This window comes from Paenibacillus macerans, assembly GCF_050565405.1.
In the GTDB taxonomy this organism is placed as follows: domain Bacteria; phylum Bacillota; class Bacilli; order Paenibacillales; family Paenibacillaceae; genus Fontibacillus; species Fontibacillus macerans_B.
The window spans coordinates 47,376-63,363 of sequence record NZ_JBNYYG010000011.1; the positions used below are offsets into that span (position 1 = coordinate 47,376).

Genomic DNA, 15,988 nt, shown 5'->3' on the forward strand with positions numbered 1-15,988 from the left:
AATGGTAGTAGGAGATGCTTCTCTTGATATTGATACATTAGTAGTCGGTGCAGGTCCCGGCGGTTACGTGGCGGCCATCCGCGCCGCCCAACTGGGGCAAAAAGTGCTGATCGTGGATAAATCGGAGCTTGGCGGCGTCTGCTTGAACCGCGGATGCATTCCGTCCAAAGCGCTGATCTCGGCAGCCCATCAATACGAGTCCGCGCAGCATGCCGACGCGTTCGGGATTACGGCGGAGAACGTCAAGGTGGACTTCAAGAAAACCCAGGAATTCAAAAGCGGCGTCGTCAACAAAATGACTCAAGGCGTTGCGGGTCTTCTTAAAGGTAACAAAGTGGAAGTATTCAGCGGCGAAGTGATGTTCATCAACGAAAACGAAGCCCGCGCCTTCAATGATCATGAATCGCCGCGCTACCGTTTCAAGCATTGCATTCTGGCTACCGGTTCCCGTCCGATCGAACTGAAGCCTTTCCCGTTCGGCGGCCGCATTTTGTCCTCGACGGAAGCTTTGGAGCTGCAAGAAATTCCTAGCAGCCTGATCGTGATCGGCGGCGGCTACATCGGCGCCGAGCTGGGTCAAATGTTCTCCAAGTTCGGCACGAAAGTAACGATCATCGAGGGCATGGATACCGTGCTGCCTGGCTTCGACAAGGACATGACCCGTCTTGTGGCCAAGAGCATGGCCAAAACCGGCATCGAAATCGTGACGAACGCGAAAGCGGAAAGCGCCGAGCAAACCGACAAGAACGTGACGGTGAAATACTCCGTAAACGGCGAAAGCAAAGAAGTGACCGCCGATTACCTGTTGGTTACAGTAGGACGCCGTCCGAACACCGACGGGGATCTGGGCCTGGAATTGGCCGGCGTGGAATTGACCGACCGCGGCCTGGTCAAAGTCGACCAGCAAGGACGCACCAGCAACCCGAACGTCTTTGCCATCGGCGATATCGTAGCCGGCCCTGCACTGGCGCATAAAGCTTCCTATGAAGGCAAAGTCGCTGCCGAAGCGATTGCCGGACTGCCTTCCGTCGTCGACTACAAAGCGATTCCGGCCGTCGTATTTACCGATCCGGAATGCTCCAGCGTAGGCTACACGGAGACGGAAGCGAAGGAAAAAGGCTTCAAGGTCAAAGCCGGCAAGTTCCCGTTTGCGGGCAACGGCCGCGCGACTTCCCTGAACCAAACGGACGGCTTTATCAAAATCGTCGCCAATGCGGATAACAACGTGGTTCTCGGCGCGCAAATCGTCGGGCTCGAAGCTTCCAACCTGATCGCCGAGCTGGGTCTTGCGGTCGAAATGGGCGCCACGCTGGAAGATATCTCATTAACCATCCACGCTCACCCAACGCTGGGCGAGATCGTGATGGAAACTGCGGAGCTCGTCGAAGGACATCCGATCCACGTGATCTCCCGCTAAGCATGACGTTATGTAACGACCGTTTGTCCCACTCCTCCTGAGAGTGGCTGATTAACTCCTAAGCGGACTTTGGGCAAGACCGATTTAACGGTCTTGCCCTTTTTTTGCATACAACGATGAGATCATGTTGGATCGGGAAAGAAGGCGTGATTCGTTCTATACAAAGAGGTGGCTGAGTCCAAACAAGCTCAAATGTAAAAGTGCAGTAGATAATGAAATATTGACTGGCCAATTAAAACTCGGCAGACTTACAGAATAAGCCTTTATTTATCCCTTATGGATGTATAATAACTATGAGGGATTACCTATCGTTAGGAGGTGGTTTCATTCATGAGAATTTGGGAGCTTGATAGTAACCGAAGCGGTTTTGAAACTGTGGTTTTTGCCAATCGTGAAGTGGATTTTCCTCAATATTTTAAAGGGAAGTTTAATGGCTTTAAAATCGAGGAGTGGGGTGATATTGAAGTGAAAACCCACAAGAAGGCAAGTATAGCGACTCTCCCGATTTTTCCAGCGAAAGAATAGTAGAGAAGAAGTTGAAAGGTTTCAATTTTATCGAGGTATGGAATTCGTCGTCCACTAGCAATATATCATCAAGTGAAGACAAAACCCAATTTGTGAACGTGAAATCAGTGGGGGAGGGTCTTTCCTATCCAGATGCAACCCAACTCGTGTTAGCAGGCAAAGCGATCGCAAGCGGAAAATGGAAACTGCAGAAAGATGGGACGGGAAACATACTTTTGGGAGAGTTGGTGGATGGGGTACATCAATGGATCGATCCTGTATATTACCCGCCTATTTTCTACGAGTTGAAATGGAACGAAGTTGAACTATCAGAGTTATAGGCCTTTGCTTTTTCGATATAGCGCCAGTTCGGTAGTGAGAGGGATGACAGGTTTAGGCTAAAAAAGGCAAGGTCCGAAATTATCGGTCTTGCCCTTTTTTTCTGCCCAGACGCATGCGGTAACAAAACAGGATTTCACGCGTTTCGCCACCGAAAGCTTCTGTTACCTGCTGCCGGAACTGTTCCGCGGCCGTGATTAGCTCGCTTGCGCCCAGCTTTAAAGCGGTTTGCAGTCCGCCTTGGCTGAAAGCAAGATTCGCATACCGGTCCGCATCGCATGATTCCCAATGGTGGTACACGATTTCACGGGAGAAATCAAACAGCTGCGACTCGCGGATTTGCCGTAAATGATCGTCTTTGGGCCATTTATGGGCTTGCTTCTCCGCGCCGGCCAATTCGCCGGCGCGTGTTTCGGCCAGCGCGGTCAGGCGTTCATAGCTCTGTTCAAGCTCCGGCAGGCTAACCGGCGGCCAGTCGCAATCATAGGCGGCAAAGAAGCCGCCGGGCCGAAGAACGCGGGCGAACTCCCGCAACGTGGGCTGCGGGTCCATCCAGTGGAACGATTGGGAGCATGTGATGATATCGACGGTGGAAGTTTCAAACGGCAGTTCGTAAGACAAGCCCTTGACGAATTCTAAGTTAGCGGGTGCGTTTCGCTCATTCCAGTGGTCCACGGCTACGCCGCGCATGTCATCGTTTGGCTCAACGCCAACGATCCGGTCCGCATGCTCCAGCCACACAAAAGAGGAGAGGCCGGTCCCGCAGCCGACATCGGCAACCACCTCCGGGTGCCGGCCCAAATACATCGTAAGGATGTTGACGATTTCCTCCGGGGCCTTGGGGCGATTCCGGTCATACAGCTCGCCGAACCCGCTGAATCGTTCCACATTGTTTTGACGGATCTGCTCGGTCAAGAGAATTCACTCCTTTGGGCGATATTGATTAAGAAAAGGTACTTCGATTATACAATACCTGGGGGAACGAGCGAAAATAAGAATCAGTATGGCTGGCAGCATGCCGGAAACGATCTTCTTCAGGGAGCCGCCGTTGGCGTCCGCAGCAGTTCCGGCAACGCGCCGGGCAGACGATGCCGCGTGTAGGCGTCGTCAAAGTTCCATATGCCCTCACCGACATGAACGAAAGACGCATGCTTGTGCAGCGTTCCGTCTTGTAGCAGCTCTTCGGCGAAGCCGGCGGATCCGGGGTGCCGGCCAACCAGTATAAAGAAACGATCCGCCGCGTATTCTCCCAACCGGTCGGTCTGCACGCGCCGAAAATCCACTCGTTCCCGAATCATGCGTTCGACTTTCTCGCAAGGTCTGAACCCGTCCGGATGATAGACGGTTGCCGGAAGCCCTTGGGACGCCATGACGTACAGGTTTCGTTCGATCAGGATAAAGCAGGTGGCCGTTTGCGTCTCTGCCAGACGATGTTCGGTGCGGATCTGGCGCCACATGGCTCGAACGCTACGCTCATGCTCCCGTATCCATTCCTCGGCTTGCCATTGCCTGCCTACCTGAGCGGCCACCAACTTCAACCGGTCGTTCGTCGTTACGGCGCGATCGATCGACAGCGTAAATGCGATTTGGCCCAATTGATATAGCCGGGCATCGTCCAACGCCCCGCACAAGATCAAGTCGGGCCGATGCGGCGCGATACGTTCTGCGTCGGCATCGGCCCCGATATCGGCTACAGCTTCCAACAACGGCGCAAACACGACTTGATCCCGGATGACGGAGATGGCCGCTGCCTGCGGCGTGACGCCGAGCTGAATCAGATCGCCGAGCATCCGGCCTTCCGTTACAATCCGTTGGGGATGGGCGATTCCTGCAGCACCGGCGGTTCGCACCAATTCGCGTTTGCGGGAGGCAAGCCCGGCATATTATTTGGGTGGGATTCCCATGAATTGACTAAAGCGCCGGCTTAGATAATATTCGTCTTTCAACCCGACGCTTTTGGCGATTTCACGAAGCGGCCCGCCGGTCATCGACAGAAGCTGCTTGGCTTTTTCCATCCGAAGCTCGTTGATGAAATCGAGGGGGCGTTGGCCCGTCAATCGCCGAAACATCGCCTGATACTGCCAACGCCCCATCCCGGACAGCTTCTGTAGCTGGGCGACCGATATCGGTTGGTTAAAATTTTGGCGAATATAATCGATCGTTTGATGAACGGCCCGTTCAACGTCGGAGGGCTTGCGCTCACTGGCGGACAACAGCAACAACAGAAGCTTTTGCAGATGGATATGCTGGGCAAGCGAAGCAGCGAGCGACGTTGCCTCGTGACGAACGCGCAACTGGGCGATGATTTCCGCGGCTTGCGCGGCTGGTTCCAGCGGTATCGAACGGCCGTAAGGAAGACCTTCGACCTTGGTCTGCAGCGGCAACGGGTCGCCGGGCTGATACAGTTGGAAGCTCAGGCAACAGTTCGCGTCCGGGTTTATCGAGCCGTCTGGTTTCCATTCCTGGTGAGGAGCGAGGAGAATGGCGGCATAGTAAAGTTCTTTGCTATCGTGATTCTCCGTAATAAGAAGACGATGGAAGCCGGATGGAGTAACGGATGCCGAACAACCCCGATATTCGAGGTGATAGGGCCATCCGCCGGGATTTGGCATATGAGCGGGGAGCATGCGAAGGGGAACCTCCTTTCGCCGGATTACCCGGCTTCGTTCGTCATAATGGATGCGATTTCGTCCAGGAGCCGGTCCAGCGTAATCGGGTCGTTAAAATTGTATTTGCTATCCAGCGTATACACCCGGCCTTCCCGGACGGCAGGTATTGTCTTCCAAAGGGTGCTTTCGGTCAATTTCGTCCGAGCGGCAACCGTCTCGTCGGCGCTGTCGCTTAAGATGAAAATGTACGTCCCTGCATAATCCGGCAGCACTTCATCGGAAATGTCGGCAAATCGCTCGTTCTGATCGATCAGCTGTCGAACGCCGTCGGAAGGTTTAAAGCCAAGTTGATCGTAAAGCGTCGCGTTCAGCCCTTGATTGCCCATAACGTACATATCTTTGCCTAACAGCAGGAGCGATAAGGCGGTCTCATTGCCCTGCAGATCAAGCTTCTTCTTTACGTCCGCCGCTTTGGCGTCATAGGCGGCAAACCAGGCTGCGGCGGCATCGGCTCGGCCAAGCAATTCCGCGATGCGTCCGACGCGTTCTCGGGTAGGCGTAGCATCATCCGTTCCGACGACGACGGTGGGCGCGATTTTCTCCAGAGATGCCAGTCCGTCGATGTCCCAGTCGTCGAAAAGGATAAGGTCAGGCTCTAAGGATAGTACCTTTTCGGCGGAATAGGGGTAGCCGACATCTTCGATGCCAGCGATCATTTCGGAATAGGCAATCTGGCCGGCGACCACGCTAAGCGATGCGCCGATCGGCTTTACGCCCAGGGCAAGCAGGTCTCCGGGTTTGCTGCCGATATACACGATTTTTTGCGGGTTGGCCGGCATTTCGACTTCGCGGCCTTGAACGTCTATGTAAACACGCGTTACGGGTGCACCGCCTTGAGCCGCCGTTTCTGAAGGATTGTCCTCCGGCTCCGACATCCGGCCGCAAGCCGCCAAAATCATGAATCCGAGCAGAACGGCCGCAAGTCCATCATATTGCTTTTCTTGTACATACGATAACCCCTTCACTTTAAAGATAATGATAATCATTATCAAGATTATATAAACGGCTTTGGATATTGGCAATAGATGAAATGAAGGCCGTTTTTGGACAAAATGCAGGAGATCGGGAGGTTTTGCTTGCAGAAGAGAGGCAACAAAAAAGATCGCCGTCAGCAAACCCTTCCGGGCCCAGGCTGCGGCGATCTTCCTATGAACGAGATCGAACTTAGATAAACAAATTAATGCCCGATTGATCGGCTTTGCCCAAATAATAGCCGACACCGCCGATTTTGACGCCGGCGAGCAGTTCTTCCTGCCGAATGCCCATCACGTCCATGGACATTTGGCAGGCGACGATTTCCACGCCTTGGTCGATAGCGGTTTGCATCAGTTCCTCGAGCGAGGAGACGTTGCCCTTTTTCATCACGCCGCGGATCATTTTCGCGCCCATGCCCAGCATGTTCATGCGGGAGAGGGACAGCTTCCGGCTGCCGCGCGGCATCATCGCGCCGAACATGCGGCCGATGAAGCTTTTGGCGACGGGGACCTTTTCCGGTTTGCGGAGAATGTTCAGACCCCAGAAGGTGAAAAACAAGGTCACCTTTTTGCCGCTGGCCGCCGCGCCGTTGGCGATGATGAAGGAAGCGATCGCCTTATCCAGATCGCCGCTGAACACGACCATAGTGGTGCCTTCCGGGGATGAAACGGGCGTCGCCGATGTTTCGGCGTCACGGTCTGTCCCTTCTTTGCACAGGTAAGCTTCAATGAGGCCGTTCGCGTTTTTGCTGACCTGGATCATGCGGTGTTTGGACATCGTTGCCCAAGCCTGCACATCCTCATAAAAGCCAGGATCGGAAGCGGTCACGTGCAGCACTTGGCCTTCTTGCAATCGATCCATGGTCTGCTTCACTTGAATGAGCGGACCGGGGCAGCATAATCCGCAAGCGTCCAGCTCTGCGTCGGCATGGAGCGCGGCATTATTAGCCGTCTTCTCCGAAGTGTGGGGGGCGTACGCCGGGGCCGTTGACATCGCCGTTGCGGCGATTTCGGGCTGAGCGTCAAGTTTGGGCTGCGTGGTCGCCGCATTCGTCTGATCCGGTTGGTAGTTGGCCATTTGATAAAACTTATAGCCGCCAGTCAAATTACGGACCTTGTAGCCTTTTTGCTGCAGGATCCGCGAAGCGGTGTAACCGCGCAAACCGACTTGGCAATACACCCAAATCTCCTTGGCGGGATCGAGCTCCTGCAGGCGACCGCGGAGTTCATCCACCGGGATCAGCAGGGAACCGGGAATATGGCCATTGGCATGTTCCATTTCGGAGCGGACATCGACCAGCAGCGTAGTTTGTTCATCCCGCGCCGCCAGATCCCGGGGGGCGAATACATGCGTACGCCCGCTAATGATGTTTTCCGCCGTGTACCCGGCCATATTGACCGGATCCTTGGCCGAGGAATAAGGAGGGGCATAAGCCAGCTCCAACTCGGTTAAATCCGTCACCGTTCCGCGGAAGCGTATCACCGCAGCGATATCGTCGATCCGTTTATCGACGCCGTCATAGCCGACCGCTTGCGCGCCAAGCACGGTTCCGTCTTTTTGGAATAGAAGCTTGATCGAGATCGGCGTTGCCCCCGGATAATAAGAAGCATGAGAATTGGGATGAACCACGGATACGTGATAGGGAATTCCTAACCGCTGCAGCGTTTTTTCATTATTTCCGGTTGCGGCACCCGTGAGGCCAAACACTTTGATGATCGAGGTTCCTTGCGATCCCTTATAGGCATTTCCCAATCCGCACACGTTGTCGGCGGCGATTCTGCCTTGTTTATTGGCCGGTCCCGCCAGAGGAATCGCGGTTTTGGTCCCGTTCACGAAATCCGTGACTTCCACGGCATCGCCAACGGCATAAATGCCGCTGAGGTTCGTTTCCAGCTTGTCGTTCACGATAATATGGCCGCGCGGGCCAAACTCCATGCCGGTATCTTTCAGGAAAGCCGTATCTGGCGCAACGCCGATTGCCAATATGACGATATCGGCGGTTAATGTCAACCCGTCCGAGGTTTGCACTTCAATGTTTGTTCCTTGCTCCGCGAAGGACTTTACGGTCTGCGACATCAGCAATTTAACGCCGTGATCTTCCAGCTCTTTGGCCAATACGCCGGCCATTTCGGGATCAAACGGTGCCAAAATTTGCGGGCCGCCTTCGATCAACGTGACGTCCAAGCCGAGTTCCCGAAGGTTCTCCGCCATTTCCACGCCGATAAAACCGCCGCCGATGACGACGGCCGTAGCCGCTCCTTCGTCCACGACCCGGCGTTTGATGCGGTCGGTATCCGGAATGTTCCGCAGGGTATGAATCCGGCTGCTCTCGATGCCGGGCAGGTTAGGGCGAATCGGCTTGGCGCCGGGCGATAGGATTAGCGCGTCATAGCTTTCGGTATATTCGCCGCGCTCTTTACTGCGAACGCGAACCGTTTTGCTGGACGCATCAAGCCCGATCACTTCGCTTTCCGTCCGTACATCGATATTAAACCGTTGATGCATCGCCTCCGGGGTTTGAACCAACAGCTTCGAACGCTCCTTGATCGAGTCGCCGATATAATAGGGGAGTCCGCAGTTGGCGAACGAAATGTACGGGTCCCGTTCAAACATGACGATATGGGCATCCTCATCCAGACGACGAAGCCTTGCGGCTGCGGAAGCTCCTCCGGCAACACCGCCGACGATCAACACTTTTTTGCTCATGATTTCAGTTCTCCTCCTCAAATAAATGGCGAACCAGTTTGGTCACTTTATCATTGGCCAGCTTATAGTTCACTTCCAAACCGCTGCGTTCCGCCTCCACGATGCCTAAGCTGCGCAACTTTTGCAGATGCTGCGATACGGTCGATTGAGGGAGCTCCAAGCATTCTTGCATATAAGTAACGTTGCATTGTTTCTTATCCAGCAAACCTCGTACGATACAGAGACGCACGGGATGGGCTAACGCCTTCAGCATGTCGGCAGCTTCTTGGTAAGCCTTGAAATTGTTATCCATATAGATTCACCTCGATTTCCTAATTATCATTATAACGCAATATTACGATATAGCAATATAGTAACTCACAATTTTACCAAGCAAACATTTTATAAATATCCTTCAGCGGATGGAGCAACATGGGTGCGCTTGGTGAGTTATATACAATGACTAGTCATGCGTTGAAAAAGTCGGGAGGCCTGGTCATGCGAAAATCAAGGAGTCTTTTCCTGCTGCTGGTGGTGCTGCTAACCGGTTGCTTCCAGGATCCGGGAAGTCCGGTCGGGAGCGGGATGAAGGCGGAGCAACAAGTGATCAACGCAGAGGATCGCGAAACTGAAAGTCAAGTCGACTCCGAACAGGAAACTTTAGAACCCCACGAGAAGGGGGGAGAAGCGGACCTAGCCAAGCTGGAAATGATTTTCGGCTTTACGGACGAAACCGGACGACGCCTGATCGCTACGGGGATAGAGAACACGCAAAAGGATTTGTTGTCGCAGTTCGCTTATGCGATCGGGGAGAACGGGAACGTGATATCCGTGAAGTACGAAAATTGGCAGGAGGGGGACGATGCCGGGACGGGACGGGATTTATCCAACAATTTCGATCATTTGGCAGGGCATGTATTTTCGGTCACCGAAGGCAAGGCGCAGCAGAATGAAACGTACTATTTCTTCCATGAGCTCGCCATGCCGCTGGGGTCGCTGCTTGGTATCACGACCGACGGACAGCCGGTAAAGGATGAGACCCTATGGCGAAAGATCGAAACCGACAAGGACAGAAAGCTGCAAAAATTGCTGCACCTCGCTGATATCGCGGGAGATAACGATCTCTATTTGGCTCATTTCGAGCGGACCGGCAATGAACATATGTTTAGTCTGATTTTGAACCGGGAACAAGGGGTTTCGTATCTGGACTTTCCAAAGGTCGCGGAAGATACGAACGGGGTCTGGCGAGTGGATGACCAAGGGGAGGTAGACCAGAACACGTTCTCTTTTCTGTTTGCGGCCAAGTCCTCTGAAAAGGGGATTCTGCTAGGCATGGAATGGAACGGGGCGGAGGGGATCAATACGCTGTTTCTCCACGGCGATGGAGAGCATTTGACCCAGCTCGAAACCCGCTACGGGAGATATACTTCTCCATAATTGCATTGATGCGTTGAGACCTCCGTCCCTCCGGTCTTCCTTTGAACATTTAATGGATACCTACTTCGGCAGCTTGGTAGCGGCGGATGCAAGAGTTTGGGCGATTTTCTTCTCCCATTCATAGACTTTCTTGAGTGAAGCATGTACTTGATTGGTTTGGTCGCTAACCGTTTTTAGCTCCAGCAAAGCACCGACCGCGTCGCCTTGCTTAACGCTGGATTTGTAGCGTTTATCCGCTGCGGAGAGCACTTTGCGGACCGCGGCGATCGTCTTGTTCTCGGCGGTGATTTGCTTCTTTAGCGTCTGCACCGGGATCAAGGCATCCTTGACGATTTTTGCCTTGCCGGCCGTTGCTTTCTTGGCCGCCGCAAGCGCGTCTTTCTTGGCCTTGATCTCCGCGGCCGCTGCGGTGGCCGCCGGCTTCAGTTGATTGCGTTTCAGCTCCAGGAGGTCCGCCGCTTTGTTGTCCTTACGTTTCTTGGCGGCCGTTACTTGCTTGCCCAGCGACGAGTAATTTTCCAGCAAGGCAGCATGCTTGCGCTGCAGCGACTCGCCTTCGGCGGCCAGGCGGTCGAGAAGCGGCCGGTCGATCGCTTTGACTTTAGCGTTGATTGCCGACAATTGCTCATTGTTTCGCTTCCTGAGCGCCGTGATTTCGGCGCTTTCCTGTTTAACCAGCGACTGAACCATCGTAAGACCGTCGTACACGGCATCGATGCCGTCCCAAGCGGCATTCCAGGAGTCGGCGGGTTTGGCTTGAGCCGTACCGCAAAGCAGCAGGACCAGCATGCCAAAGACCAGCAACGACGACCGGAATTTTCTCCATCCATTCATACCTTCAGCTCCCATCTCCAAAAATAATTGCTTCCTAAATAGCACGCAAAAAAGCACATCCAAGAAAAGCGTCGTTAACGCCAATCTTGCGAGGTGCTTCGCTCGCGCGTTCTATTTGGAATTGGTAATAATACTATAACCTTCCAATAATACAATGTCAACCCTTTTCGCGAACTGGCGTTCCTATATTGATTAGCGATTCTCATCATTACTCGTTGGACATTGAAATGGCCAGGATTTGGTTCCGTACGAATTGTTGCGGCGCGAATTGACATACTAAGCCTAAACGTTAAGGCTGGTGAACCATGTTGCGCATTAAGATACCGCTACTCCTGCTAAGATATGGGTTTGCATGGATATGCATCTGCTTGGCGACGGCAAGCTGCCAAAGCCAGCAAACGGCAAAAGACCCAGGTTTGCTTCGTATCCAAGCCGCGTCCGAACAGCATTCCTCCCCGAAAAAGGTCATCTTCCTGCTCGTGGACTCCCTGATGGCACAAGCGATTGACCGGGGAGTCCGGCAGCACGAGCTTCCCGCGTTTCAATATTTAATCGAACACGGCCAGTACTATAAAAATATGGTCAGCACTTTTCCGACGATGTCCGTGAGCATAGACAGCTCGCTGCTTACCGGGCATTATCCTGACGAACATCATCTCCCCGGGCTGACCTGGTACCCCCAAAACGGCAGCAAGGTGATCGGCTACGGCTCTGCGCCGTTGGAGGTGCTGCGCCGGGGAACGAGGCAGGTATTGAACGATACGTTGGTCGAGCTGAACGGACGACATTTGAATCCCGGGTTGCCGACGATCTATGATGACCTGCATCAGCGCGGATTAACCTCCGGATCGGTGAACGCCTTGATGTACCGTGGGCCGAAGGAGAACAATCTCCGGCTGCCGATGCCGCTTAGCGAGCTCGGTGCGCTGCCTAAATCTTTGACGGTAAAAGGGCCGGACTTCCTGACGTTCGGAGCTTTGGCGAACCCGCTGGAAGGAACCCTTTCCTTGCCGGACGGGCCCACGGACCAAATGGGCTTCAACGACCGCTATGCCGTCGAAACCGCCAAACATTTAATTCGGACCAAGCAGTTGCCGGATTTTCTGCTCGTGTATTTGCCCGAACTGGACGGAAAAGTGCATCGAGGCGGCCCGGCCGACCTTCGCGGCATCCGGGAAACGGACCGCCTTTTGCAGGAGCTGCTGCAGGCTTATGGCAGCTATGAGCAGGCGCTCCGCGAAACGATCTTTATCGTGGCCGGAGACAACGGGATGAGTCAGGTGCTGCCCAAAGACCGGAATCCGGTGATCGAACTGCCGAAGCTGCTCAAACGCTATAACATCCTGCCCACGGGAGGAACCGTCAAGCCGGAGACCGAAGTCGCATTGGGCGTAAACGATACGATGGCCTACGTGTACAGCCTGAAGCCGAAGATCTCCTTAACGGAACTGGCCGACGTGCTCCAAGCGGAACAGCGCATCGATATGATCGTCTGGCAGGAAAACGGATGGATTACCTGCGTGAAAGGCGGCTCGAAGGCAACGCTGCGGTTTAAGCCCGGAGGAAGCCTGGCGGATGATTACCGCCAAACGTGGACCGTGGAGGGCGATGACCAGGTCCTCGATTTGAAGCGGAAGGCGGTAGATTCCTCTCATACGAAACTGATGTACGGTAAGTATCCCGATCCCTTGCGGCGCTTGCAAGGAGCGCTCAACTCGCACGAAGGCCGATTTGTGATCGCGACCGCCAAGCCGGGCTATGAGCTGGCTGAAGCGGGCTCGCCGACGCATCCCGGGGGCGGAGCCCACGGCGGGCTGGATCAATCGACTTCGCTGGTCCCGCTGATCATTTGTGGAACGAACGACAAGCCGGAATTTTTACGCATCGTGGATTTGAAGCCGTTTTTGCTAAATCTGCTGAACCCGGGAGAGCGCCGCCCTGACGGAGGGAAAGTAACGCCAAAGCCGGTTCATTGACACGACCTGTTATGTACCTTGTAACGTAGGGGAGTCCATTAGGCAGGGAAGTCTGCTATAATAGGGAAGATTAGACCAATGTTACGGGGTGTTCGCTTAATGAGAAATTATTTGGATTTGCTCGAGGATGTTTTAAAGAACGGAACCGCCAAGGAGGACCGGACCGGCGTCGGGACGCGTTCCGTATTCGGCAGACAGCTCCGCTTCGATTTGAATGAAGGATTCCCGCTTGTAACGACCAAGCGTATCCACCTGAAATCGGTGGTTCACGAGCTGCTGTGGTTTTTGAGAGGCGAAACGAATACCGCTTATCTTAAAGAGCACGGCGTCCGCATTTGGGACGAGTGGGCGGACGAGAACGGCGACCTGGGGCCGGTGTACGGCTCGCAGTGGCGCTCCTGGGAAGCGCCGGACGGGCGGAAGATCGATCAGATTGCCGCCGTGGTAGAAGCGATCAAGAACAATCCGGATTCGCGCCGCCATCTGGTCAGCGCTTGGAATGTGGCCGAAGTCGATCAAATGAAGCTGCCGCCGTGCCATTTCGTGTTTCAATTTTACGTCGCTGACGGCAAGCTGAGCTGCATGCTGACGATGCGCTCCGTGGATACGTTCCTCGGGCTGCCGTTCAACATTGCTAGCTACTCGCTCCTGACGCATATGATCGCCCAGCAATGCAACCTTACGGTCGGCGAGTTTATCTGGTCCGGCGGGGACGTCCACATTTACAATAACCATGTCGAGCAGGTGCAGACCCAGCTGGAACGTGAGCCTTACCCGCTGCCGAAGCTGGTCATCAAACGGAAACCGGATTCCATTTTCGACTATGTGTACGAGGATTTCGAATTCGTCGACTATCAATATCATCCGGCAATCAGAGCGACGGTAGCGGTATAACACGTTATCAAGAAAGGGGCGGAATGATGGGAGTCACGCTGATTTGGGCTATGTCCAAGAATGGGGCGATCGGCCGGAATAATCAACTGCCCTGGAGATTGCCGGCCGATTTGAAATTTTTCAAAGCGCAAACGACCGGCAAAACGATGGTCATGGGCCGAAAAACCTGGGAGTCGATGGGGAGCAAGCCGCTGCCGAACCGCCATAGCGTCGTATTAACCGCAGACGCTTCCTATCAAGCGGAGGGTGCCGATGTTGTGCATTCGGTGGAGGAAGCGCTCAAGTACGCGGAACGCGGAGAACTCATGGTCATCGGCGGAGCGGGCGTGTTTCAGCATTTTCTGCCCTTGGCCGATCGGTTGCTGGTAACCCGGATCGACGAAGAGATCGAAGGAGACGTATTTTTTCCTCACTTCGATTGGGAGAATTTTGAATTAGTGCATGAGGAGCAGGGAGTCCGAGACGAGAAGAACCTTTATGATTACCGTTTTCTGACTTATGAACGCCGAAAATAATGTGATGATAAGTGCAAATTATCATATCATTAATCCATTAATAACATTTTTCCCGAATGCTAACATCAAGATACACTGTTTCGGCATATGAAAAGTATCGAATCGCCATTTTTTTTGACGATCGGCTTTTTCGTTCATTTGATAAGATAACGGATGGGGGAACTTATAGATGTCTACACCAACTGGATTTATGGAGTTCAAACGCGAACTTCCGGGAGACCGGAGCCCGTCCGAACGGGTGAAGGACTGGGAAGAATTTCATAAGCATATGTCCGACGAGGAACTGCGGACCCAAGGCGCGCGCTGCATGGACTGCGGAACGCCGTATTGCCATACGGGCGTGGATATGGCCGGAGGCACGGCGGGCTGCCCGGTGCACAATTTGATTCCCGAGTGGAACAACCTCATTTATCGCGATTTGTGGAAGGACGCCCTGGACCGCCTGCATAAAACGAACAACTTCCCGGAATTCACCGGGCGGGTCTGCCCCGCGCCTTGCGAAGGCTCCTGCACGGTAGGGCTGATCGGACAGCCGGTCACGATCAAGACGATCGAACAGGCCATTATCGATAAAGGGTTCGAGGAAGGCTGGGTCGTTCCCGAACCTCCGGAGAAACGGACAGGCCGTAAAGTTGCCGTCGTCGGTTCGGGCCCGGCCGGACTGGCCTGCGCGGCCCAACTGAACAAAGCGGGCCACGAGGTGACCGTGTATGAACGCTCCGACCGGATCGGCGGCCTCCTGATGTACGGGATTCCTACGATGAAGCTCGATAAGGCGGTCGTGCAGCGCCGCGTGGATCTGCTTGCCGCCGAGGGCGTCAAATTCATCACGAATACGGAAATCGGCAAAGATATCATGGCCCAGCAGCTCGTTGACGAGTTCGACGCGGTCGTGCTGTGCGGCGGGGCGACGAAACCCCGCGAATTCAACATCGAAGGCAGCGGTTTGAACGGCGTGCATTACGCCATGCCTTTCCTGAACGGTACGATCAAGAGTTATCTGGACTCCGGGCTCGCGGACGGGCAATATTTGTCGGCCGAAGGCAAAGACGTTATCGTCATCGGCGGCGGCGACACCGGCTCCGACTGCGTTGCGACGGCACTGCGCCACGGCTGCCGCAGCATCACGCAGTTCGGTACGCACGCCAAAGCGCCGCTGGAGCGCGATCCGATCAATAACCCTTGGCCGCAGTTCCCGAACGTATACACGCTCGACTATGCGCAGGAAGAAGCCAAGGCGCTTTACGGCAGCGACCCGCGCGAGTTTTCGATCATGACGACGCGCTTCGTCGGCGACGAGAACGGCAACTTGAAGGAGTTGCACACCGTCGAGATTCAGCGGATCGTCGACGAGACCGGCCGCAAAATCTACGAGCCGATCCCGGGCACGGAACGCGTCTTCCCGGCGCAAATGGCGCTGATCGCGATCGGATTCGACGGACCGGAATCGACGCTGGCCGACCAGTTAGGGCTCGAAAAAGACCGGCGTACCAACGTAAAGGCGAAATACGGCCAGTTCAAGACGAACGTCGACAAGGTGTTTGCCGCCGGCGACATGCGCCGCGGTCAAAGCCTGGTGGTCTGGGCGATTAACGAAGGCCGGGAAGCGGCCCGCGAAGTGGATAAATATTTGATGGGCTCGACGGTATTGGCTTAAAATGCGGGAACAACCGCTTAAAAGAAACGTAGGACGATGTTTTTTCGATATGGTATAATAGATACTAGCTTACTAGAGCTGCGCGG

At 54.4% G+C, this 15,988-nt stretch carries 14 protein-coding genes; 7 read left to right on the top strand and 7 right to left on the bottom strand.

What is annotated here, in order from left to right; genetic code table 11:
- Position 1: 1 nt before the first annotated feature.
- Together lpdA and ACQ4N8_RS09680 are read left to right on the top strand one after the other, a co-directional pair.
- Positions 2-1,417: a dihydrolipoyl dehydrogenase gene (gene lpdA, locus ACQ4N8_RS09675; RefSeq protein ID WP_430704145.1), complete on the top strand. Its 1,416-nt coding sequence runs from the start codon at positions 2-4 to the stop codon at positions 1,415-1,417.
- Positions 1,418-1,747: 330 nt separating this feature from the next.
- A complete protein-coding gene (locus tag ACQ4N8_RS09680; RefSeq protein WP_430704146.1) occupies positions 1,748-1,942 on the top strand; it encodes a hypothetical protein in 195 nt (64 codons plus the stop codon).
- A 399-nt stretch (positions 1,943-2,341) separates the two neighbouring features.
- Here ACQ4N8_RS09680 and ACQ4N8_RS09685 read toward each other — a convergent pair whose 3' ends face one another.
- The 6 genes from ACQ4N8_RS09685 to ACQ4N8_RS09710 form a co-directional block, all read right to left on the bottom strand.
- Positions 2,342-3,175, bottom strand: a complete 834-nt coding sequence (locus tag ACQ4N8_RS09685; RefSeq protein WP_430704147.1) for a class I SAM-dependent methyltransferase — start codon at positions 3,173-3,175, stop codon at positions 2,342-2,344.
- Between the two features lie 119 nt (positions 3,176-3,294).
- A complete protein-coding gene (locus ACQ4N8_RS09690) occupies positions 3,295-4,110 on the bottom strand; it encodes a hypothetical protein (RefSeq protein ID WP_430704148.1) in 816 nt (271 codons plus the stop codon).
- 33 nt (positions 4,111-4,143) lie between these two features.
- Entirely contained in the window at positions 4,144-4,887 is a 744-nt protein-coding gene (locus tag ACQ4N8_RS09695) for a helix-turn-helix domain-containing protein (RefSeq protein WP_430704149.1), read from the bottom strand.
- Between the two features lie 26 nt (positions 4,888-4,913).
- Entirely contained in the window at positions 4,914-5,915 is a 1,002-nt protein-coding gene (locus ACQ4N8_RS09700) for an ABC transporter substrate-binding protein (RefSeq protein ID WP_430704207.1), read from the bottom strand.
- A 178-nt stretch (positions 5,916-6,093) separates the two neighbouring features.
- On the bottom strand, positions 6,094-8,610 hold the full coding sequence (locus ACQ4N8_RS09705; RefSeq protein ID WP_430704150.1) for an FAD-dependent oxidoreductase: 2,517 nt from the start codon (positions 8,608-8,610) through the stop codon (positions 6,094-6,096).
- A gap of 4 nt (positions 8,611-8,614) precedes the next feature.
- Positions 8,615-8,902 carry an ArsR/SmtB family transcription factor gene (locus tag ACQ4N8_RS09710; protein WP_430704151.1) on the bottom strand — a complete coding sequence of 96 codons (288 nt, stop codon included), beginning with the start codon at positions 8,900-8,902 and terminating at the stop codon, positions 8,615-8,617.
- Positions 8,903-9,087: 185 nt separating this feature from the next.
- On the opposite strand from ACQ4N8_RS09710, the gene ACQ4N8_RS09715 reads away from it, so the two are divergent.
- Complete coding sequence (locus ACQ4N8_RS09715; RefSeq protein WP_430704152.1) at positions 9,088-10,026, top strand: hypothetical protein; 939 nt, start codon at positions 9,088-9,090, stop codon at positions 10,024-10,026.
- A 60-nt stretch (positions 10,027-10,086) separates the two neighbouring features.
- On the opposite strand, the gene ACQ4N8_RS09720 is transcribed toward ACQ4N8_RS09715, so the two are convergent.
- Positions 10,087-10,860 (bottom strand): hypothetical protein, encoded by a 774-nt coding sequence (locus ACQ4N8_RS09720; protein ID WP_430704153.1) that lies wholly within the window; start codon positions 10,858-10,860, stop codon positions 10,087-10,089.
- Positions 10,861-11,228: 368 nt separating this feature from the next.
- Between ACQ4N8_RS09720 and ACQ4N8_RS09725 the strand changes: the two genes are divergently transcribed.
- The 4 genes from ACQ4N8_RS09725 (at position 11,229) to ACQ4N8_RS09740 (ending at position 15,902) form a co-directional block, all read left to right on the top strand.
- Positions 11,229-12,836 carry an alkaline phosphatase family protein gene (locus ACQ4N8_RS09725; RefSeq protein ID WP_430704154.1) on the top strand — a complete coding sequence of 536 codons (1,608 nt, stop codon included), beginning with the start codon at positions 11,229-11,231 and terminating at the stop codon, positions 12,834-12,836.
- Between the two features lie 99 nt (positions 12,837-12,935).
- The gene (thyA, locus tag ACQ4N8_RS09730; RefSeq protein WP_430704155.1) at positions 12,936-13,730 is read left to right on the top strand and encodes a thymidylate synthase; all 795 of its coding nucleotides are present in this window, start codon (positions 12,936-12,938) and stop codon (positions 13,728-13,730) included.
- Between the two features lie 26 nt (positions 13,731-13,756).
- Positions 13,757-14,245, top strand: a complete 489-nt coding sequence (locus ACQ4N8_RS09735; RefSeq protein WP_430704156.1) for a dihydrofolate reductase — start codon at positions 13,757-13,759, stop codon at positions 14,243-14,245.
- A 169-nt stretch (positions 14,246-14,414) separates the two neighbouring features.
- On the top strand, positions 14,415-15,902 hold the full coding sequence (locus ACQ4N8_RS09740) for a glutamate synthase subunit beta (RefSeq protein WP_430704157.1): 1,488 nt from the start codon (positions 14,415-14,417) through the stop codon (positions 15,900-15,902).
- The last annotated feature ends 86 nt before the right edge of the window (positions 15,903-15,988 follow it).